Genomic DNA, 20,193 nt, shown 5'->3' on the forward strand with positions numbered 1-20,193 from the left:
TTTAGCGGCCGCGACGTTATCTTGAAGCCCACTCATTGACTTTCGCCTTTCGGCTTGCAGATTTGCCCACGATTAATTCAAAACGACAGGAGTCGATCCATGCGTCTCAACCTCGCCACGGCCAGCGCCGTGGCAATCGCGGCCGCGATGTTCCATCAGCCGGTACAGGCCGCCGACGTCAGTGAGCAGGGAGCCAAGGAGCTTCAGGGCAGCCTGACGAAAATGATGCCCGAAAAACTGGTTGAGAAGGGTGTCGTTGCCGTTACTCCGCAGAGCGACAAGTACCAGATCCTCTTCGATCTGCCGAAACTGATCGGCGTTTACGACAACCCGCTGTTCTCGCTCAAGCAGATCACGCCGATGACATTGTTCGCCACGCCGGCGGATGGTGGCCTGTGGCAGGTCGAAGGTGAGAACGATTTTGCCATGTCCAGCGTTGGCAAGGATCCGGAAGGCAAGCAGTCGGATTTCAGCTATACGATCGCCAAGGTTGCTTATGACGGCCTGTTCGATCCGGCGATCAGCTATTTCCGCTCGGGCGATTTCAGCTCCGGCGCTGGCACCATTACGACCACGGCCGGCGCTGAGAAGGTCGATGCCAGCTTCTCCGGCATGGAATACACCCTGTCGTCTGTAGCCGGTGCTGCCGCATCGACGATGGATTTCCGGGGCAGCGGCTCGATTGCCGATTTCAAGCAGACGATCATGACACCGCAGGCGCCGTTCGAGTTCACCGCCGAAAGCGTCGACATCGATGCCGGTGCCGCCGGCGTCAATGCACAGAAGCTGCGTGACCTCCTCGTATTCATCACCGACAAGGCCAACAAGCAGAAGCTCGATGCGCCGGAAATCGAGGAATTGAAGGGTCATGTGCGCGCTGCGCTGCCGTTCTTCACCAGTTTTGACGAGAAGATCGACCTTCAGAATACCACGGTTTCCACCGAGCAGGGCGACGTCTCTGCCGAGACCGTCAGCTATATGATGAAGGCTTCCGGCCCGCTTGCCGCGACCGAAGTCGGCTTCGGTTTCGGCGCCAAGGAATTGACGCTGGCTGACGGCATGGTGCCGCCGATCTACACGCCGTTCGTGCCGACCGTGACCGATCTGCAGTTCTCGGTGCCGAACCTGAACCTGCAGGCACCCATCGATGTCATGCTGAATGCAGACTACTCGAAGGAGCAGCCGCTCAGCGATGCGGAATCGGCCGCCATGGGGCTCTCGGTGTTTCCGGGCGGCGCCTACACGGTCAATATCGGCAAGTCCATCGTGACGGCACCGTCCTATGATCTGGAAATCAGCGGCAAGGTGACCGGTTCGCTGATGGCGCCGGATCGCGTCAAGGTCGATACGGTCATTCTGGCGCGTGACTTCGACAAGACCATGGCTGCCGTTCAGCAGCTCGGCCAGGCCGATCCGCAGGTCATGCAGGTGTTTCTCGGCATGACCATGGTCAAGGGCCTTGCCAAGACGGATGCCGACGGTCGTGCGCGCTGGGAAGTCAGTGTCGATGAGAACCGCAAGGTGACGATCAACGGCAATCTGCTGCCGTTCTAAACATTGATTGGCGGATGCGGTTCCCGTGTCCGCCTTCACCACCGAAGAGGTGGTAAGAAACGCCAACAAAAAAGCCGCCCTTGCTGAAGCAGGGCGGCTTTTTTTGATACTTGATGATCGCTGGATCAGTCAAACAGGCTGGATACGGATTCTTCCAGTGCCGTGCGGTTGATGGCCTCGCCGAGAAGGTTGGCGGTCGAGACCACGCGGATGTTCGGTGCGGACTGTACGGCCGTCGTCGGCTGGATCGAGTCGGTGATGACAAGCTCCTTCAGCATCGACGAGGCGATACGGGTGACGGCACCGCCGGACAGAACGCCGTGGGTGATATAGGCCGTCACGCTGGTGGCGCCGTTCTTCAGGAGCGCTTCGGCCGCGTTGCAAAGCGTGCCGCCGGAGTCGACGATGTCGTCGATAAGCAGACAGTCCTTGCCGGTCACGTCACCGATGACGTTCATGACTTCCGATTCACCGGCGCGTTCGCGGCGCTTGTCGACGATCGCCAACTGGCAATCGAGGCGCTTGGCAAGCGAACGGGCACGCACCACGCCGCCGACGTCAGGGGAAACGACCATGACGTTTTTCAGGTCATAGTGTTCCTTGACGTCACGTCCGAGGATCGGCACGGCGTAGAGGTTGTCGGTCGGGATGTCGAAGAAGCCCTGAATCTGGCCTGCATGCAGGTCGAGTGTCAGAACGCGGTCGGCGCCGGCCTCGGTGATGAGGTTGGCGACGAGCTTTGCCGAAATCGGTGTGCGCGGCCCGGCCTTGCGGTCCTGACGAGCATAGCCGAAGTAGGGAATGACTGCTGTGATGCGCTTGGCGGAAGACCGCTTGAACGCATCGATCATGATCAGCAGTTCCATGAGATGATCGTTGGTGGGAAAGGACGTCGATTGAATGACGAACACGTCTTCGCCGCGAACGTTTTCCTGGATCTCTACGAAGATCTCCTGGTCCGCAAACCGTCTGACGCTGGCTTTTCCAACAGGAACATTGAGATACTTGCAGATCGCATCGGCTAGGTGCCGGTTCGAATTTCCTGCGAAAACCTTCATTTCGGTCCGCCTATTGTGTGCTGGATGGGGCCTTTTACCGCCGCAGTTTGTGAATGCAAGTCCGATTGGCCGATGCCCCTACTTTTTTATGAAGACTCCATGACGCAGGCGCTGTTTTTGCATCAGTCAATGCGGTGTTGCGACGCGTTTCAGCCCGGTTGTGCATGCCGCCATTCCATATACGCATCTATCGTCTCGCCGGCGATCGTTTCCATCGTTGCGGCGGGCACCGACGCCCATGGGTCTGTTCCGCCGCCGGGAACCTTCTGTTGGCCCTGGATGCGGTTGAGGCGGTTGCCGCCGCTGTCGAGAATATCCCAGACATAAACCACGGTGATGCCACCGCCATCAGGAAAGGCGGAAAGATAGCCCTTGAGGATATGTTCGGAAGAATTGTCACCGGAGGACTTGATGGTGAGGCCGGCGGCGCGGGCACGCATGCCGAGCTGGCGCGACAGCGGCGTCACGGCCTGTACGGGCGCACCGATGATCGGCAGGAAGCGGATCGTTTCCGCGGTCGTGTTCGCGCGCGTCGGCGGCAGGTTTGCCTGCATCGGCGCGCTTTGGGTCTGCGGCGGATTGTTCGCAGGGGTCTCCGTGGAGGCCGGGGCGGTGCCCGGAAGCGGATCGAGCGGTGCGGAGGCGACCTGAGATTCGTTGCCGGCCTCGATGGCGCGTGCCTGCGCTTCCAGCGAATTCTGCGGGCCGCGGCGGTTTCTGGATGGAGGCTCCGGAAACTGATCGTTTCCATAGTTGCTACTGCCGGCATAGGCGTTCGAGCGATAGGCCGGCTGCTGGCTCGAGGCCATGCGCTCCGTATCCGCTTGCGTGACAGGGTTCGACGGCTGCATGCCGCCGCCGACATCGACCTGCGGCGTCAGGGCATCGGTGGTGTTGCAGGCACAGAGCGCCAATGTGAGGCTTAGGGAGAGAGCAAGGGTGATCGCGCGAAACGGAGTGCCGCCGGCAATTGCGGGCATTGTTTTGCCGTGCCGCATGTCCGTCTCCTTTACCACCAGTCCCGGCGGTAAATTTACGTGCGCCTTTCCGGGCCTGTCAATGCCGCTGGCGCCACCGTCGGTGGCGCCGTCTGCACTTTCTCCATCAGGCCGGGAAAGCGGGCAGGGCAATAAGGTCGAGCGGGTGGCGGGAGAGGGCGCGTGGCGCCTCCTCTGTCGTCAGGTAGGTATGGCCCAGCGACATTGCCGCGCCGCTTTCCGAATCCATGATGATCATGTGGACGAACAGCGACATGCCGGGCAGGATTTCCTGGGGATTGCCCTGATAGAACATCTGCTGCTCCATCCAGGACGGCGAGAAACGCGCGCCGAGCGAATAACCGCAGGCGTTGAGGCGGTGACGTGTCAGGCCACGCTCATCCATGATGCGGGCATGGGTGTCGAAAACGTCGCCAAAGGTGTGGCCGGGGCGAAGCACCTCTTCGATCGCAAGGATGGTTTCGTGACAGGCCGTGTAAAGTTCGCGGTGGCGGGCGCTCGGCTCGCCTATCAGCACCGTGCGCATCATCGCCGCATGGTAATGGGCGCTGACGCCGGCCCATTCCAGTGTCAGCTGGTCCGAGGCGGACAGCGTGCGGCGGCCGGCCTTGTAGCGGCACAGCAGCGCGTCGTCGCCGGAACCGATGATGAACTCGTTGGCGGGGTAATCGCCGCCGCCGGCAAAGATGGCGCCCTGCATCGCCGCCAGAATATCGGCCTCATTGCCGCTTGCCTTGATCAGCGGCAGGGCGGCATCGAGTGCGTCGTCTGCAAGGGCGGCTGCCTTTTCCACATAGGCAATTTCAGCAGGGCTCTTGATCAACCGCAGTTCGCCGACGAGATAGGAGCTATCAACAAGTTGGGCGAAAGAGTTCAACTGATTGTCGAGCAGTTTCGCAACGCGGCCGGTCATGCCATGGGTGTCGTATTCGACGCCGATGCGGGTGCCGAGCAGATCGAATTCGCTCAGCAGGTTTTTCAGGTCGACGGTCGGATCGGCATTGGCGCGATCGACCCAGACGACAATGTTTTCGATGGTCGAGGTATGGCGTGCCTGCCGCAGATCGGCAGAGCGGGTGATCAGCGACATCGTGCCATCGGCCTTGACCACGAGGCACTGGAAGAAACAGTAGCCGAACGTGTCGTAGCCGGTCAGCCAGTACATGCTTTCCTGAGCAAACAGCAGCATGGCATCGAGCTTTTCCGTCCGCATCCGCTCTGTCAGGCGGGCAAGGCGGGCGTCATATTCCGGTCTCTCGAAATGCAGGGCCATGTCAGCCTTCCTTCTTCATGATGCTGATCGCCGAAATCTGCCGGCCATAATCGGGTTCACCGGCATGTGTGGTGCGACGATAGGAGTAGAAACGGTCGGGGTCGGGATAGGTGTCGATATCGAGTTTTTCCGCCCGCACGCCGGCCGCCTTCAAGCGCTTGAGGGTGAGCGAGGGCAGATCGAACAGGGCGTGGCTGGGCTTGCCTGACGGCGCGAAGAATTCGTCGTAAGCCGGATCGAAACCCAAAAACCGTTCGACGAATTCCGGACCGACCTCGTAGCTGGCGCCAGTAATCGATGGACCGAGGCAGGCGGTGATGTTTTCGCGTGTTGCTCCGAGCGCGATCATGGCGGTGATGGTGTTTTCTGCGACGCCGCCGAGCGCGCCTTTCCAGCCGGCATGGGCCGCGCCGATGACGCCCGCTTGCGCATCGGCAAACAGGATCGGCCCGCAATCGGCCGCCAGCACGCCCAGAACAAGTCCGGGCACGCGGGTGACCATGGCGTCGGCCTGTGGGCGTTCGCCGGCATTGTCGCTGCTGACGACAACGACATCGGGCGAATGAACCTGATGCACGGTGGCGAGATTTTCTGCCTGCTCTCCGAACCAGGCGGCGACACGGCGGCGATTCTCGACGACATTTTCGCGGACATCATCCGAACCGAGGCCGACATTGAGACCGGCATAGATGCCTTGCGAAACGCCGCCCTGGCGCGTGAAAAAACCATGGCGAATGCGGCTGCCGGCGTTTTGGGCGAGCAGCGGGCTTTCAATCGGCGTCGGCAAGTTTTCCTGCATCGGCTGGACTGTTTCTCGTTCTGATATGGGATGGATGGATGAAGGTCTCGGCACCGGATCAATGTTGCAGGCGGATGGTGCGGTGTTTCCCGGTTCGCTGCTTCGTTGGGCCGGATGTTGGCCCAGCCGAACGCCGTCTGTCAATCGCGATGCAGATCACGGAACGGTTTGCGACGCTCCGTGGGCTGCGATCAGTCGATCTTGCGGAACGGTGCAAGGCGCACATCGGGGCTGGAGACGGCGAGGACCTTGAACAGTTCGCCCATCTTGCCCGCACCTTCGCCAGCGAGGCGATCGACGGCGGCGGCAATCAGCTTCTGCTGCTCGAATGGTTTGTCATTGGCCAGTTTGGAGGCGCGTTCGGCAATGCCGAGGCCGTAGAGAAAATCACCCTGACGCAGGCAGCCGTTGATCTGCACACCGGCAGAACGCGCCACCTTGGCCAGATCCTCGAAATCGACGTGACTGGTGAGATCGGCCTCGCCTGGATGCGCCAGCGGGTCATCGAACTGGTGGCGCAGAACCGCCTGAAGGGTGTCGCCATAGCTGGTGACCATGGTGCCGTAATCGATGATCGCTGCCGTGCCGCCCTGATGCCGCAGGCGTTCGGACAGGGTCTGCATCACCGCCTGACGGGCAGGTGCCAGTTCAAAGATGGTGCCTTCCGGCTCGTTGCCATGCGGGACCGGCAAAAGCTGCGGATCGATCGTGGCGATACCGACGCCGAAAGCGAGTTCGTCATTGGCATCCAGCGTCACAAGGCGTTCGCGAAATCCGGTCGGCGTCCTGACGAACTGGCGGATCGGGATGGCGTCGAACAGTTCGTTGGCGACCAGAAGTGTAAAACCTTCCGGCACCTCCTCAAAATCGCCGAACCAGCTGACCTTGGCCGAATAGGATTCGAGCGTGATGCGTTGCACGCCGCGCAGGCGTTCGCTGGTTTCGACGAGATGCACGTGGGCTGCTTCGAACAGTGTCGGTGCGAGTTTCGAGATGACCCGCAGCATGTCGAGCATCAGCGTGCCGCGACCGGGGCCGATCTCCACGAGGCGGATATTCTCCGTCGGGCTGCCGTGTTGCTGCCAGGCATGTACCATGAAAATGCCGAGCATTTCGCCGAAAAGCTGACTGATCTCCGGCGCGGTGATGAAATCGCCGGTGCGGCCGAACGGCTCGCGCGTCATGTAATAGCCGTGCTGCGGGTCAGCGAGGCATATGGCAAAATAATCGGTGACGCTGAGCGGGCCGTTGTGGCGGATGATCGTCTTGATCTTGTCGGCGAGGGGCGTGGTCATGGGCGTCCTCGTCGTCCTACGCGGCCTTGCCGGCCGCGAGGCGGGCACGGACGATTGACCAGATGCCGAGCGCCACCATCGGCAGCGACAGGACCATGCCCATGGTCAGCCAGCCGAAGGCGAGGTAACCGAGCTGCGCGTCCGGTTCGCGGAAAAATTCCACCAAGATGCGCGACACGGCGTAGCCGATCACGAACAGGCCGGTGACGGTGCCGGGTGTCTTCAGCGCTCTGAAGGCGTAGACGGTGATGGCGAGCAGGATCAGCAGCACGATGCCTTCCAGGCCTGCCTCGTAGAGCTGGCTCGGATGGCGGGAGAAGGGGCCGCCGGTCGGGAAAACCACAGCCCACGGCGCGTCGCTGATGCGACCCCAGAGTTCACCATTGATGAAATTGGCGATCCGGCCGAACAGCAGGCCCAGCGGCACGACGGCGGCAACGATATCGAACATGCTCCATACCGGGATGGAATGCCGGCGGGCAAACAGGATCATCGCAATCGTGGTGCCGGTGAGGCCGCCATGGAAGGACATGCCGCCGTTCCAGATCTGCAATGCGCGGATCGGATCGGCTGCGACGGCTGCGAAGTCATAGAACAGGATATAGCCGATACGGCCACCAAGCACGACGCCGGCTGCGACCCAGACGAGGAAATCGTCGAGTTGCTGCGCCGTCATCGGCGGGGTGTCGTTGGGCCATAGTTTTGATGTGGCGATAAGTCTGCGGGCATAAAGCCAGCCGAGAAGAATGCCTGCAACATAAGCCAGACCATACCAATGTACCGAAAGCGGCCCGATGGAAAAAGCGATCGGATCGATGTTCGGAAATGGCATTATGGCAAGGAGACTGGACGCTGTTACCAAAATTCTACGCTCTCCCGGCGGGATACATACTTAAAAGAGGCCTAAAACAGGCGTTTGCGGACCATGGGGCTTGGGAAAATCGCGGTCAAGACGAATCTCCGTGTCACCTCGCGTCATCCTCAGGCATCTTTGGAATCGGCGGGTGTGACGCCAAATCTTCTTGCAAGCGGCGACGCCAGACCCTACCTGATTTCCACAGATCAATGGCCCTTTTGCGGCCCCTTTATACGGAGACCACAATGTCAACCGGAACGAACCGCATCTTCGACGAATTCGCACGGCTGATGACGGATGCTGCAGGCACCGCACAGGGGCTGCGCAAGGAAGTGGAAACCGCATTCCAGGCGCAGGCCGAGCGTTTCCTCAACAGCATGGAAGTGGTCAAGCGCGAAGAGTTTGAAGTCGTGCGCGAAATGGCCATCAAGGCGCGTGACGAAAATGACGCTTTGAAGGCCCGCATCGAAGCTCTTGAAGCCAAGCTCGCCGACAAGGCCTGATTCACAAGCGCTTGTGGCTGGTCTTGTTCCAGCCACAATTTTCTCTTGATAATGCCGCTGACGGACATTCCGTTGGCAATCAGGGGCTTGGCAGCCCCGTTTTGTTGTGCATCGCCCGCCTATTGGTAAACGGTACGTTAAAAAATCCGCACCCTGTGGACACTGCCGAAAAAGCCAATTGCCAGAGTCAGTTATCGTTCCCGCTCAATCCAAATCCGAGCATGGTTTGTGAGTCGTCCCCGCAAAATCTAAAGCCGGGGGCTGGAGTTGGGACTCTGTGCCTATACACTGATTTTACAAGATGATTCGAGATGAACACCGGCAAGCTCCGCACATGTTGCGAAGCCTAGGCTCAAGTTCGTCGGCGATCATTCCAGATTTTGTCTCCGGTTCGTTGTGTCGCGTTTTGGTGTGTTCGCACGTGAATTTCGCAAGATCCAACCCCGGTCTAAAAGGTGCCGCATGAACGTCATGGGAATGGAAATTGAACGACAGTCTAACCCGGTCGATATGATCGAGTTTGTGGCTGCCTCCAATGACTGGACGTTCGAGCGTTCTGGCGAGGACGAAATCGCCATGACGGTCGCCGGTCACTGGACGGATTACCACGTGTCCTTCTCCTGGATGGAAGAGTTCGAGGCGCTGCATCTGGCCTGCGCCTTCGACCTGAAGGTGCCGGAAGTGCGCGTCAACGAGATTTTCCGCCTGCTGTCGCATGTCAACGGCCAGACGCTGATGGGTCACTTCGACCTGTGGCGTCAGGAAGATGTGGTGATCTTCCGTCAGTCCCTGCTTCTGGCAGGCGGTGCCGAGCCGACCAACCAGCAGGTGGAGGTTCTGCTCTCCAGTGCGCTCGATGCCTGCGAAAACTATTATCAGGCATTCCAGTTCGTCGTGTGGTCGGGCATGGATGCCAAGTCCGCCATGGAATGCGTTCTGTTCGAAACCGTCGGAGAGGCCTGATGACTGCAGCGGTGGCGGGGCCGATCGTTCTCGTTGGTGCCGGCAATATGGGCGGCGCGATGCTCTCGGGCTGGCTCGATGCCGGCACGGATGGCGCCTCCATCGTTGTTCTCGATCCGTCGCCATCCGAGGCGATCAGAGCGAAGCTGTCGGAGAAGGGGGCTTCCTCTTATCCCGCTGCGCCGGAAGGCCTGATTGCCGGCATCCTGTTTCTTGCGGTCAAGCCGCAGATGATGGAAACCGTGCTGCCACTGGTGAAACGCGTCGTCGGGCCACAGACGGTCGTCGTGTCGGTTGCGGCGGGCACCACGCTCTCCTCTCTTTCAAAACATCTCGGTGAAGCCGCCATGGTGCGGGCCATGCCGAACACGCCTGCCATGATCGGCCGCGGCATTACCGGCGCTTACGGCAATGCCCGCGTCACGGATGAGCAGCGCAGCCGAGTGACCGAACTTCTGGCCGTCAGCGGTCCCGTCGAGTGGGTTTCGAGCGAAGCCGATATCGATGCCGTCACCGCCGTGTCCGGCAGCGGCCCGGCCTACGTGTTTTATCTCGTTGAGTGCATGGCGGAAGCGGGGCGCAAGCTCGGCCTGCCGGCGGACCTTGCCATGCGGCTTGCGCGGGAAACCGTGTCGGGGGCGGGCGAGCTGATGCGGCGATCCCCCGATGAAGCCGCGCAGCTGCGCAGGAACGTCACGTCGCCCGGCGGCACGACGGCGGCCGCTCTCTCCGTGCTGATGGCAGAGGACGGCATGCAGCCGCTGTTCGATACGGCGCTTGAAGCAGCAAGAACACGCGCACAGGAGCTTGGTAGCTGAGCATGAGCGACGAAATCACCTATGCCGACTTCGAGAAGGTCGACATCCGCGTCGGCACGATCATCGAGGTGGAAGCATTTCCGGAAGCCCGCAAGCCCGCCTACAAGCTGCGCATCGATTTTGGCCCGGAGATCGGCATAAAACGTTCGTCAGCACAGATCACCGTGCATTATACACCCGAAACGCTGATCGGCCGACAGGTGATGGCGGTCGTCAATTTTCCGCCGCGCCAGATCGGCCCGGTACGTTCGGAAGTGCTGACGCTGGGTTTCGAGGATGAAGCCGGCGCCATCGTGCTCGGTTCGCCGGAACGCACTGTACCGAACGGCCGGAAGATCATGTAATCTCCGGCGCAGCGTGCCATTTTCCGATGCGCTGGGCTGGCTTAAGCTGTCTCTTCCGTCTCGGGCAGGTCGATGGAGGCGCTGATACTGCGCATGACACGTGATGCGACTTCCAGCTCTTCGTCCGAAAGACCGGAAAGAACCTGCTTGCGCACTTCGGCCGCAACCTGATTGACCTGAGCCAGAACGCCTTGAGCGGCCTCCGTCAGCACGATGGTCTTGACGCGACGATCTTCAGGGTGCTCCCGACGTTCGATGAAGCCGCTGGTCTGCAGGGCATCGAGAAGGCGCACGACAGACGAGCTGTCCAGAAAAAGCGCTTCGGCGAGATCTTTCTGGCGCATCGGTGTTTCGGCGCGCGACAGCTGCAGTAGCGGCAGCCATGTGGCATCCGTCAGGCCAAACGGCCGAAGGCGCAAGTCGAGGGCGCGGCGCCAATTGCGGCCGGCCTGGCTGAGAAGATTACCGAAATTGTCACGGACGTTTGATGTCATGCGGGCTGTATCTCGTTTCTCTATCAACTGTTGCTATTGCACATATTCGACTGGCTGTCATCTTCAGGCGACTGAACTATTTGTCAGCCCGAATTGACCGATCAGGCAGGCACTCTGACGATCGCTCGCAGACCTCCTTTGGGGCTTTCTCCCAACGTGACATTGCCGCCATGGGCGCGGGCGACATCGCGGGCGATGGCAAGGCCAAGGCCGGTGCCGGATGCGTTGAGATTGCGGGCTTCGTCCAGCCGGTAGAAGGGCTTGAACACTTCCTCGCGGGCATTTTCCGGAATGCCGGGACCGTCGTCGTCGAATACCAGCATCAGCCATTTGGCGCTGTGGCGCGCTTCCACATGCAGCGAGTTTGCGTAACGCTGGGCGTTGGAGGCAAGGTTGTCGACAAGCCGCAGGAAAGCGTTCGGCCGCACTGACAGTTCATCTTCGCCGTCGATCGAATAGGTCATGGTCTTGCCGTGCAGGGCAAAGTCGGCGCGCATCTTTTCCATCAGGTCGCTGAGCTTGAGGACGCCGATATCCTCTTCCGATTCGTTGCGGGCAAAAGCCAGATAACCTTCCAGCATGGTCTGCATGTCGTCTGCATCCGCGCTCATGCCCTGCAGTTCGGGAAGGTCGCCTGCCAGCGCCAATTGCAGCTTGAAGCGGGTGAGGATGGTGCGCAAGTCATGGCTGATGCCGCTCAGCATGGTGGTGCGCTGGTCCATCTGGCGCTCGATGCGTTCGCGCATCAGCACGAAGGCAAGGCCGGCGCGGCGGATTTCGTCGGCGCCGCGTGGCTGGAACGGTTCGTCGCTGCGCTGGCCCTTGCCGAACGTCTCGGCTGCATCGGCAAGCGCGAGGATAGGCCGGATCTGGCCGCGCAGGAAAAGCACCGAAATGCCGAGAAGCACCAGCGAGGTGCCGAACATCCAGACCAGGAAGATGTGGGTGTTGGAGGCATAGGCCTGGCTGCGGCGGGCAAAGACACGCAGCACGCGATCATCGATCTTGATGCGGATCTCGACGAGGCCGCTGTCACCGATCGTGTCGATCCAGAAGGGCAGGCCGACATTGGTTTGGATCTGGCTGGCGAGAACATCGTCCAGCAGCGAGAAGAACGGTTTTGGACGCGGCGGCGGCAATTGCGCATTCGGTTCGATCAGGATGCTCAGATCGAGCTGCTGATCGGCGATGCGGGTGATTTCGCTGTAATTGCCATCCTGCGGATAGGTACGGATGACATCGATGATGGCAGCGATATCACGGGTGACGGCTTGCGACAGGCGATCCGTCACCATGCGCCAGTGGCGCTCCATGAACACCGCGGCAACCACGGTCTGCAGAAGCAGCATCGGGATGATGACGATCAGCATGGTGCGGGTGTAGAGGCCGGTCGGCATGCGCCGTTTCAGCCAGCGCCCGAACAGGCGCCAGCCGGGCGGTTGCAGCCGTCCGGTCGTGCGCCTGAAGCTTTCCAATATCGCCATGCTGCCTTCCGGTTTTCATGTGGAGGGTCTCTGACCCGGCCGCACAAGACCTCAATCGATGCTGAGACGGTAACCGATGCCACGAACGGTTTGAAGATAGATCGGGTTTGCCGGGTCGTCCTCGATCTTGCGGCGCAGGCGGTTGATCTGCACGTCGATCGTGCGCTCGCCGACATCGGCATCATCGCCGATCAGTTCGTGACGCGGAATGGTGTCGCCGGCGCGCAGCGCAAACAGCAGCATGATTTCCTGCTCGCGATCCGTCAGGCGGATGTTTTCGGCCGCACGGCGCAATTCGCGCCGGGCAATCGAGAACGTGAACGGACCGAACATGATCTGGTCGATCTTCGGAGTGTCGGCAGACGTGCTGCGACGCAGGATGTTGTTGACGCGCAAAACCAGTTCACGCGGATCGAAGGGTTTTGGAAGATAATCGTCGGCACCAGCCTCAAGGCCGGCGATGCGCGATTCCGCCTCGGCCCGCGCCGTCAGCAGGATGATCGGAATGGCACGTTTTTCACGCATGGCTTCCGTCAGCGACAGGCCGCTTTCGCCCGGCATCATCACGTCAAGGATGATCAGGTCGAAATTTAACCCTTCCAGCTTGCGGCGTGCTTCCGCCGCGTCAGCCGCGACCGTTATACGAAAACCCTGGTCGGTGAGATATCGGCTCAACAGGTCGCGAATGCGGGTATCGTCATCGACGACCAGAAGGTGGGCGGCATCGTCCGAAAGAGGAACCTTGCTCATGTCGTCTTACTCGCCTTTTGACTGTCGGCCGCTATCGGCTGACGCATGCGCTGAAGGAATTGCATGACGCCTGCGCGCGCTTCCGGTGAAAGCGGCTCCATGGCGTGGGCGATACGTTGCGATTGCGGCTGCGAAAGGGCAAGCGCCAGTTCGCGGCCGGCCAGCGTCGGATAGAGCCGGCGTTCGCGACGATCCTTGGCGCCGGCCATCTGGCGGATATAACCTTCGTCGATCAGCTGCTTGAGGACGCGCGCCAGCGACTGCTTGGTAATCCTGAGAATATCGAGGAGGTCGCCGACCATCATGCCGGGCTGGCGGCAGACGAAATAGACGACACGGTGATGGGCGCGACCCATGCCCAGCTTGTCGAGGATAGCATCCGGATCGGAAATGAAATCACGGTAAGCGAAGAAGAACAACTCGATGCACTCGAAGTCGATCTCTGCCTCATCTACGGCTGGCATTTGCGGTCGTACTTTCGCCACCGCTTTTCCGGTCGTTGCGCGTATCACGCGGCCTCCATTTCGCCGGGCGTGTTTCCGGACATCACTGCCTCGCCCTAAAGCTTCTGGATATCGCCCACGGCTGTCCTGTCAAGGCTTTAGGTCAATTGCATAATCGTATGGCGGCGTTGTTTCGTCACTCTTGATGACCCGTCATTCTCAATCCGTGAAACGCGCCACGATTGTTACAAACTGTAAGACTTCGTTTCGGAACCTTCACGATGGTCACCCGTTCTCACCGCCAGATACAAGGAGCCATCCATGCCGACCGCCATCGCCGCCCAGACACTGTCCGCAGATCTCACCGATGCCCCGGCCAATTCGTTGCGACCGGTCCTGTTGACCGTGCTGTCGCTGAAGCTGGCAGTCGCCGCCTTTCTGCTGCTTTCCGTATCGCTTTCGCCGCCGCTGTCTGCCGAAAGCCGTTATCTTGCCGGCGATGCACAATTGGCTGCGGCCAACTGATTTTTGGGGCTGACCGCCGGCACGTTTTGTCGTTATACCCGGCCCGGACACTCTCTTGAAATCAGGCGGCAACGATATGGGCAAGCTTCAGGCCGGCATTATTCCGGTCACTCCTTTCCAGCAGAACTGCACCATTTTCTTCGATGCCGATAGCAAGGAAGGCGTGGTGGTCGATCCCGGCGGAGACGTCGACACGATCGTTGAAACCATCGCGCAGAACGGGATCACGGTGAAGGAAATCTGGATCACCCATGGCCATCTCGACCATGCCGGCGGTGCAGACGAACTGCGCGAGCGGCTGGGTGTGCCCGTCATCGGCCCGCATATCGATGACAAGCCGCTTCTCGAAAATCTCGAGGTGCAGGGCCAGAAATTCGGTGTCGCCATGCCGCTGCGCAATCTGGTGCCAGATCGCTACCTGGCGGAGGGCGACAGCGTTTCCTTCGGCAGCCATGTGTTCGAGATCTTTCATTGCCCCGGCCACGCGCCCGGCCATGTGATCTTCTTCAATCGCGCGGAAGGTTTTGCGCATCTGGGAGACGTGCTGTTCAACGGCTCGATCGGCCGCACCGATCTGCCCGGCGGCGATCATGCCCAGCTTCTGGCCTCGATCCGCGACAAGGTATTGCCGTTGGGAGACGAGGTCGGGTTTCTCTGTGGCCATGGACCCGGTGGGCGCATCGGTGATGAGCGGCGCTCCAACCCATACCTGACAGGGCTTTGACTGCGCCACAGTGAAACAGGCATAAAAAAACCCGGCATCGCTGCCGGGCTTCAACTCGAATAGAGAGCCGTTTGGGCTTTAGCCAGCAATCTGCAGATTGACAGCCTTGGGGCCTTTGCCACGACGATCCGGTTCCGTGTCGAAGCTTACTTTCTGGTTTTCAGAAAGACCGGACAGGCCAGAAGCCTGGACGGCAGAGATGTGTACGAAGATATCGGCGCCGCCATTATCTGGCTTGATAAAGCCGAAGCCTTTGTCGGTGTTGAAGAATTTTACAGTGCCAGTTTCGGCCATGCATCAGGTCCTTTTTCCTCTGTCCGTGTTCAGCGGGCGGACAGCATTACGATGTTTACCCCGAAGGGCAGCGGCAGGCAGTTCGAAAATTGAGGAAAGGGGCCCCGTATTACCGCGGCAGGCCGGCAGAAAGATCACCAAAAATCAGTCCCCCAGTCGTCCGCCCGGGGTTGTTTGCGCCCCCGGATCGCATTGATTATTAGGTCTTCCCATGCTCGCAAATTGCCCGAACGAACACAGATTGCTGCGTTTATCGTAAATTGGCAAGAAAAAGTTTTCTAACAGTCGTTGAAATTCGGAGGTGGCCAAAGGCAGCAAAAGCCTTTGGTGGCAAGGCTTTGCGGCATGTGCTGGCAAAACCCTACCCAATTTCCATCGCTAGCGATAAGAATATCTAAATTGCCGCGCGATTTTGGCACAAAATCCCGCTTAACGAGCATTTTCCTGCTTAATCTTGCATTTTAGGCAAGGCTTATGAATGGCGCTTTGCGTGCAATTTTTGCGAGCATGAACATGCCTTCGAGAGAGGCTATCGGTTTGGCTTAGTGCCTGCTGCGGTGTTTGGCCTTGCCGCAGCGCGAAAGCTGCGGTGCCAGACGCCGGCTGCCAGAAGTGAAAACCCGAATGTCAGCGTTCCGAATAAAAAGCGTTCATCCGCAAAGCCGGACTGCTGCAGGCTGCTGCCATGGGTCAACGATCCGGCGGCCGATATCATCGGTTCCGCGTGAGCGAGGCCGGACATCAGAAGCGTGGTGCCCAGCGCGGCGGTGAGGGTGACGATGGCGAGCGAGATGCGGCCGCTGTAAGCCGAAACGGTTCGGGCAGGCAGTTTCGGGGCAGGGGTGTTTTCGTTGTCCATCGTCTTGTCTTTCTCGGGCGCGTCCGTCGTGCTGCGAACAAGCGGACGATCGCCTTGGAAAACGACCCGATAAAGACTGATTTGCGGCCTCACGCGGCTTTGATGTGGCCAAAACAAGGCAGCGGTTAACGGTCGTTTGCGGGTGGCACCAACACGTGCAGAAGCACCCGTCAAACCGACTGGCGTCGGCTCCAATTTGTCGCCGCAGCGAAACAAGTCTAGCTGTCAGACAGGCTCGATTTTGTTGGCGAAAGAACCGTTTGAGGCCGGTTTGTGCTTGAATAAGCCTGTCACATTCGACATAGAACCTGACGGCGGAAATACAGTCTTGTCCGCCTACTCAAACCCTCAGGATGACTTCATCATGGCCTTTCTTGCCGATGCCCTCTCCCGCGTAAAGCCCTCCGCCACCATCGCCGTTTCGCAGAAAGCGCGCGATCTCAAAGCCAAAGGCCGCGATGTGATCGGTCTCGGCGCCGGCGAACCGGATTTCGATACGCCGGACAACGTCAAGCAGGCTGCTATCGACGCGATCAATCGCGGCGAGACGAAGTACACGCCGGTTTCGGGTATTCCGCAGCTGCGCGAGGCGATCGCCAAGAAGTTCAAGCGCGAGAACGGTCTCGATTACACGGCTGCCCAGACGATCGTCGGCACCGGCGGAAAGCAGATCCTGTTCAACGCCTTCATGGCGACGATGAACCCGGGCGATGAGGTCATCATCCCGGCGCCTTACTGGGTTTCCTATCCGGAAATGGTGGCGATCTGCGGCGGTACGCCGGTATCGATCTCGACCAAGCAGGAAAACAATTTCAAGCTGACGGCTGAAGAGCTCGAAAGCGCGATCACGCCGAAGACAAAATGGTTCCTGTTCAACTCGCCGTCCAACCCGACCGGTGCAGCCTACAGCCACGATGAACTGAAGGCGCTGACCGACGTTCTGCTCAAGCATCCGCATGTGTGGGTCCTGACCGACGACATGTACGAGCACCTGACCTTTGGTGACTTCAAGTTCGTGACGCCGGTGGAAGTCGAGCCAAAACTTTACGACCGCACGCTGACCATGAACGGCGTCTCCAAGGCCTATGCGATGACCGGCTGGCGTATCGGCTACGCTGCCGGCCCGCTCGAGCTGATCAAGGCCATGGACATGATCCAGGGCCAGCAGACCTCGGGTGCCTCCTCGATCGCCCAGTGGGCGGCCGTGGAAGCGCTGAACGGCCCGCAGGACTTCGTTGCCAAGAACAAGGCGATCTTCGAAGGCCGTCGTGATCTCGTCGTGTCGATGCTCAACCAGGCGTCGGGCCTTGTGTGCCCGAAGCCGGAAGGTGCGTTCTACGTCTACCCGTCCTGCGCCGGCCTGATCGGCAAGACCGCGCCGTCGGGCAAGGTCATCGAGACCGACGAGGATTTTGTTACCGAGCTTCTGGAAACCGAAGGCGTTGCCGTCGTGCACGGCTCGGCCTTCGGCCTCGGCCCGAACTTCCGCATTTCCTATGCGACTTCGGAAGAACTGCTGGAAGAAGCCTGCAAGCGCATCCAGCGTTTCTGCGCCGCCTGCCGCTAAACGGTTCGAACCGACATTGAAACGAAGAAGGCCCGCCGGAAACGGCGGGCCTTCTGGTTTTTGTGGGGTGTTTTTGGCTTTAGAACTTGCGGCTGAGCGAGACTTTGAAATTGCGGCCCGGCATGGCGGTAATACCGTCAGCGAGATAGGGCTCGTAGTTTTTATCGAAGATGTTTTCGACGGCTGCGTGAAGTTCGGTGTCCTTCATGATGCCGTCCTTGGGCGTCCAGCTCATGAAGAGGCCATGCACGGCGTAACCCGCACTTGGCGGACGTGCATAAGTCTTGCCATCCTGATTGTAGGGTGTCTTGTCCTGAGCATCGACAAACGTGCCAGACCATCCAAAGGTCAGGTCCTGATCGGGGAATTTCACACCGAGTGTCGTCTGGGCCGTGAAGGGTGCCAGGTCATTGGTATAGGTGCGGGGCCCAAAGACATTGTTGATGGCGCCCTGTCGGGTGCCGGTCATCCATGAAAGGCCAAGATCGGCAAACATCCGTTCGTTCTCATAGTGCGCCTGAATTTCCAGGCCGCTTGTGGAATAGGACGGGGTATTCCAGTAAAACGGCACCGGGCCGACGACGCCCATGCCCGACAGGTTGGCCGTTCCGAACCGTCGCGTCACGGGATTGGTGACATGGTTGTTATAGACGGCAACCTTTGCAGCGAACATGTCGCCGGATGTCAGCACGTCGTCGAAATTGACCTCGGCGCCGAGGTTGATGGTGTTGTTGCGTTCGGCTTCGAGACCCCTGCTCGTGCTGGCCGCCGTCGTTGCCGCACTTTGGTTCGAATAGATCTCATCGATATTGGGTGCGCGCATCGCGTAGGACCAGTCAGCGAAGAGGCGCAGGTTTCGTGTGGCATCCCAGATCACGCTGATAGCCGGTGTGAAGCCTGTGTGATCAACGGCGGAAAAGTCATGACCGGCCGCCGGATTGTTGTAGCGCGGTGCGTTACTGGGCACGCCTTCCGATCGAATGAAATCGAAACGCATGCCGGGTGTAATTTTCAGGTCGTCGGTTACGCTTATCGTGTCACGAACGAAGGCGGAGGCGGTATCCTGCGTGCCTTCGGGCATGAACCACGGTGCGTAATACCCGTAATTGTGCTGTGCCGAGTTCTTGTTGGCGACATCGTACATCCAGACGTCGCGCTTGTGGGCGTTATATTGGAGGCCGTAATTCAGGCTATGATCCAGTCCACCAAGCGTGAATTCCGAGGTGTTCTCCAGCTCCAGCCGCAGGTCGGAATAGGTTGCTTCGTTCTCGAGCCCTCCGACCGATGCGGCGGGGCTGAGATTGCCCGGGCGGGTAGCGAGCTGACCTGTCGAGGAATAGCTGGCCATGAAACGTGGGTTCCAAAGCTCGCTGTCGCCCTTGTATTTGTATTCGAATGTTGTCGTGAGATCCTGTAGTTCGCGCCACGCAAGGCGCCGACGTGCGGCTTCCTTGTAACCGTATCTGGCGATGTCGGAGAGCGAGATATCCAGCTGTCCGCGAATGGCTGCAACCGGACCCCAGTTATTGCTTTCGCCGTAGATGACCGACGTATTGATTTCATGCCCGTCAAACTCAGCGCCGAATTTTGCCATGCCGGTGGCAAGCTTGGAGTCAGAAAAGGCGTAATGTTCGCCGCCGCCGACACGCATATCGCCGCCCTTTCTCCATGTCAGTGAAAGCAGGCCATCATAGGTGATTGGCGTGCCGAAATCCGACCGGCCATAGAGCGCACCTGTTTCCAGAAATTCCTTGTTGGCGGTCTGATAGGCAGTCTTTCCCCATGCCCCCCAGCTTTCGCCGGGTCTTAGCATATCTGCCGCGTCCTTGCTTTCCATACGAACCGTGCCGCCAAACCCGCCGTTACCGTAACGAACCGAGGTTGCACCTTTTTCGATTTCTACCCGCTTCAGCAATTCCGGCTCGACGAAAATATTACCTTGATCGTACTTCTCGAAGTTTTTCGGGGCGCCGTCGAGCAGGATTCGGGTGTCGGACTGTCTTGCGAAACCTCGGATCGAGATACTCTGCCCCTGCAGTCGAACACCGCCACCCATCGAGACGCCTGGTGTCTGCCTTACCAGTTCGGGAAGACTGGAGGCCTGCACACGCGCGATGAGTTCTTCATCAATCGCTGCTGAGCTGGGGTTGCCGGAAGCATAATAGCGGCTGGTCTTGACCTGAAGTGTATCCAGATTGGTCGCATCACCATCCGTCGCCGCAGCAGCATCCGCTGTTGCTGCCTTCGACAGCGTCACTGTCCGGCCGCTGTAACGGTAGCTGATGCCGGTGCCGGACAGCATTTGCGACAGTGCCGCATCGACCGGCAGGTTGCCGGAGACGCCCGAGGTGCGCACACCTTGCGTGATCGCCGCGTCATAAACGATCTGCAGCTTTGCCTGTGCGGCCAGTGCGTTGAGCGCGGTGGAAAGATTGCCGCCGGGCACGTTGATGCTGATGGCGGTTGCCTGCTGGGCAAGAGGCGCATCAACTGTCGCGAAAATGGCGGAGCCGGCCAGAAGTGCGGCGGCAAGATGCTGTAGCCGTCGCTGGCTGCGGGATGTCGAATGTGTGTTGGTCGAAACTGTCATGG

General features: G+C 59.7%; 21 protein-coding genes. 8 read left to right on the plus strand and 13 right to left on the minus strand.

What is annotated here, in order from left to right; all coding sequences use genetic code 11:
- The first annotated feature begins 99 nt into the window (after window positions 1-99).
- Window positions 100-1,554 carry a hypothetical protein gene (locus AAIH70_RS09680; RefSeq protein ID WP_132272039.1) on the plus strand — a complete coding sequence of 485 codons (1,455 nt, stop codon included), beginning with the start codon at window positions 100-102 and terminating at the stop codon, window positions 1,552-1,554.
- Between the two features lie 125 nt (window positions 1,555-1,679).
- Here AAIH70_RS09680 and AAIH70_RS09685 read toward each other — a convergent pair whose 3' ends face one another.
- From AAIH70_RS09685 to lgt, 6 genes are all read right to left on the minus strand, one after another.
- On the minus strand, window positions 1,680-2,612 hold the full coding sequence (locus tag AAIH70_RS09685; protein ID WP_132272040.1) for a ribose-phosphate pyrophosphokinase: 933 nt from the start codon (window positions 2,610-2,612) through the stop codon (window positions 1,680-1,682).
- 149 nt (window positions 2,613-2,761) lie between these two features.
- Window positions 2,762-3,610: a hypothetical protein gene (locus AAIH70_RS09690; RefSeq protein ID WP_245519035.1), complete on the minus strand. Its 849-nt coding sequence runs from the start codon at window positions 3,608-3,610 to the stop codon at window positions 2,762-2,764.
- Window positions 3,611-3,716: 106 nt separating this feature from the next.
- Window positions 3,717-4,883 carry a M24 family metallopeptidase gene (locus tag AAIH70_RS09695; RefSeq protein ID WP_132272041.1) on the minus strand — a complete coding sequence of 389 codons (1,167 nt, stop codon included), beginning with the start codon at window positions 4,881-4,883 and terminating at the stop codon, window positions 3,717-3,719.
- A 1-nt stretch (window position 4,884) separates the two neighbouring features.
- Window positions 4,885-5,682, minus strand: a complete 798-nt coding sequence (pgeF, locus tag AAIH70_RS09700; protein WP_132272042.1) for a peptidoglycan editing factor PgeF — start codon at window positions 5,680-5,682, stop codon at window positions 4,885-4,887.
- A gap of 191 nt (window positions 5,683-5,873) precedes the next feature.
- Entirely contained in the window at window positions 5,874-6,977 is a 1,104-nt protein-coding gene (locus AAIH70_RS09705; protein ID WP_132272043.1) for a class I SAM-dependent methyltransferase, read from the minus strand.
- 16 nt (window positions 6,978-6,993) lie between these two features.
- Window positions 6,994-7,809, minus strand: a complete 816-nt coding sequence (gene lgt / locus AAIH70_RS09710; RefSeq protein ID WP_430033918.1) for a prolipoprotein diacylglyceryl transferase — start codon at window positions 7,807-7,809, stop codon at window positions 6,994-6,996.
- Window positions 7,810-8,078: 269 nt separating this feature from the next.
- Between lgt and AAIH70_RS09715 the strand changes: the two genes are divergently transcribed.
- The 4 genes from AAIH70_RS09715 to AAIH70_RS09730 all read left to right on the plus strand — a co-directional run bounded on the left by AAIH70_RS09715 (window position 8,079) and on the right by AAIH70_RS09730 (window position 10,461).
- Window positions 8,079-8,336: an accessory factor UbiK family protein gene (locus tag AAIH70_RS09715; protein ID WP_132272045.1), complete on the plus strand. Its 258-nt coding sequence runs from the start codon at window positions 8,079-8,081 to the stop codon at window positions 8,334-8,336.
- Window positions 8,337-8,798: 462 nt separating this feature from the next.
- Window positions 8,799-9,299: a YbjN domain-containing protein gene (locus AAIH70_RS09720; RefSeq protein ID WP_132272046.1), complete on the plus strand. Its 501-nt coding sequence runs from the start codon at window positions 8,799-8,801 to the stop codon at window positions 9,297-9,299.
- Window positions 9,299-10,117, plus strand: a complete 819-nt coding sequence (gene proC, locus AAIH70_RS09725; RefSeq protein WP_132272047.1) for a pyrroline-5-carboxylate reductase — start codon at window positions 9,299-9,301, stop codon at window positions 10,115-10,117. The genes AAIH70_RS09720 and proC overlap by 1 nt, the downstream gene beginning before the upstream one ends.
- A 2-nt stretch (window positions 10,118-10,119) precedes the next feature.
- On the plus strand, window positions 10,120-10,461 hold the full coding sequence (locus tag AAIH70_RS09730) for a tRNA-binding protein (RefSeq protein WP_132272048.1): 342 nt from the start codon (window positions 10,120-10,122) through the stop codon (window positions 10,459-10,461).
- Between the two features lie 41 nt (window positions 10,462-10,502).
- Here the strand turns inward: AAIH70_RS09730 and AAIH70_RS09735 are convergent, their stop codons facing one another.
- From AAIH70_RS09735 to AAIH70_RS09750, 4 genes are all read right to left on the minus strand, one after another.
- Window positions 10,503-10,955: a MarR family winged helix-turn-helix transcriptional regulator gene (locus AAIH70_RS09735; RefSeq protein WP_132272049.1), complete on the minus strand. Its 453-nt coding sequence runs from the start codon at window positions 10,953-10,955 to the stop codon at window positions 10,503-10,505.
- A 101-nt stretch (window positions 10,956-11,056) separates the two neighbouring features.
- Window positions 11,057-12,439: an ATP-binding protein gene (locus AAIH70_RS09740; RefSeq protein WP_132272050.1), complete on the minus strand. Its 1,383-nt coding sequence runs from the start codon at window positions 12,437-12,439 to the stop codon at window positions 11,057-11,059.
- Between the two features lie 51 nt (window positions 12,440-12,490).
- Window positions 12,491-13,189, minus strand: a complete 699-nt coding sequence (locus AAIH70_RS09745; protein ID WP_132272051.1) for a response regulator — start codon at window positions 13,187-13,189, stop codon at window positions 12,491-12,493.
- Entirely contained in the window at window positions 13,186-13,653 is a 468-nt protein-coding gene (locus AAIH70_RS09750; protein ID WP_132272052.1) for a MarR family winged helix-turn-helix transcriptional regulator, read from the minus strand. Before AAIH70_RS09750 ends, AAIH70_RS09745 begins: the two co-directional genes overlap by 4 nt.
- 300 nt (window positions 13,654-13,953) lie before the next feature.
- Here AAIH70_RS09750 and AAIH70_RS09755 point away from each other — a divergent pair, with 300 nt between their 5' ends.
- Both AAIH70_RS09755 and AAIH70_RS09760 read left to right on the plus strand, forming a co-directional pair.
- The gene (locus AAIH70_RS09755) at window positions 13,954-14,157 is read left to right on the plus strand and encodes a hypothetical protein (protein WP_132272053.1); all 204 of its coding nucleotides are present in this window, start codon (window positions 13,954-13,956) and stop codon (window positions 14,155-14,157) included.
- Between the two features lie 76 nt (window positions 14,158-14,233).
- A complete protein-coding gene (locus AAIH70_RS09760) occupies window positions 14,234-14,881 on the plus strand; it encodes an MBL fold metallo-hydrolase (RefSeq protein ID WP_132272054.1) in 648 nt (215 codons plus the stop codon).
- Window positions 14,882-14,959: 78 nt separating this feature from the next.
- Here the strand turns inward: AAIH70_RS09760 and AAIH70_RS09765 are convergent, their stop codons facing one another.
- Window positions 14,960-15,175, minus strand: a complete 216-nt coding sequence (locus tag AAIH70_RS09765; protein ID WP_003494703.1) for a cold-shock protein — start codon at window positions 15,173-15,175, stop codon at window positions 14,960-14,962.
- 529 nt (window positions 15,176-15,704) lie between these two features.
- Window positions 15,705-16,034, minus strand: a complete 330-nt coding sequence (locus AAIH70_RS09770) for a hypothetical protein (protein WP_132272055.1) — start codon at window positions 16,032-16,034, stop codon at window positions 15,705-15,707.
- A gap of 364 nt (window positions 16,035-16,398) precedes the next feature.
- Here AAIH70_RS09770 and AAIH70_RS09775 point away from each other — a divergent pair, with 364 nt between their 5' ends.
- The gene (locus AAIH70_RS09775; protein WP_132272056.1) at window positions 16,399-17,601 is read left to right on the plus strand and encodes a pyridoxal phosphate-dependent aminotransferase; all 1,203 of its coding nucleotides are present in this window, start codon (window positions 16,399-16,401) and stop codon (window positions 17,599-17,601) included.
- 79 nt (window positions 17,602-17,680) lie between these two features.
- On the opposite strand, the gene AAIH70_RS09780 is transcribed toward AAIH70_RS09775, so the two are convergent.
- The gene (locus AAIH70_RS09780; protein WP_132272057.1) at window positions 17,681-20,191 is read right to left on the minus strand and encodes a TonB-dependent receptor; all 2,511 of its coding nucleotides are present in this window, start codon (window positions 20,189-20,191) and stop codon (window positions 17,681-17,683) included.
- Window positions 20,192-20,193: the final 2 nt, after the last annotated feature.

This window comes from Neorhizobium sp. BT27B (genome assembly GCF_050455485.1).
GTDB lineage: Bacteria > Pseudomonadota > Alphaproteobacteria > Rhizobiales > Rhizobiaceae > Neorhizobium.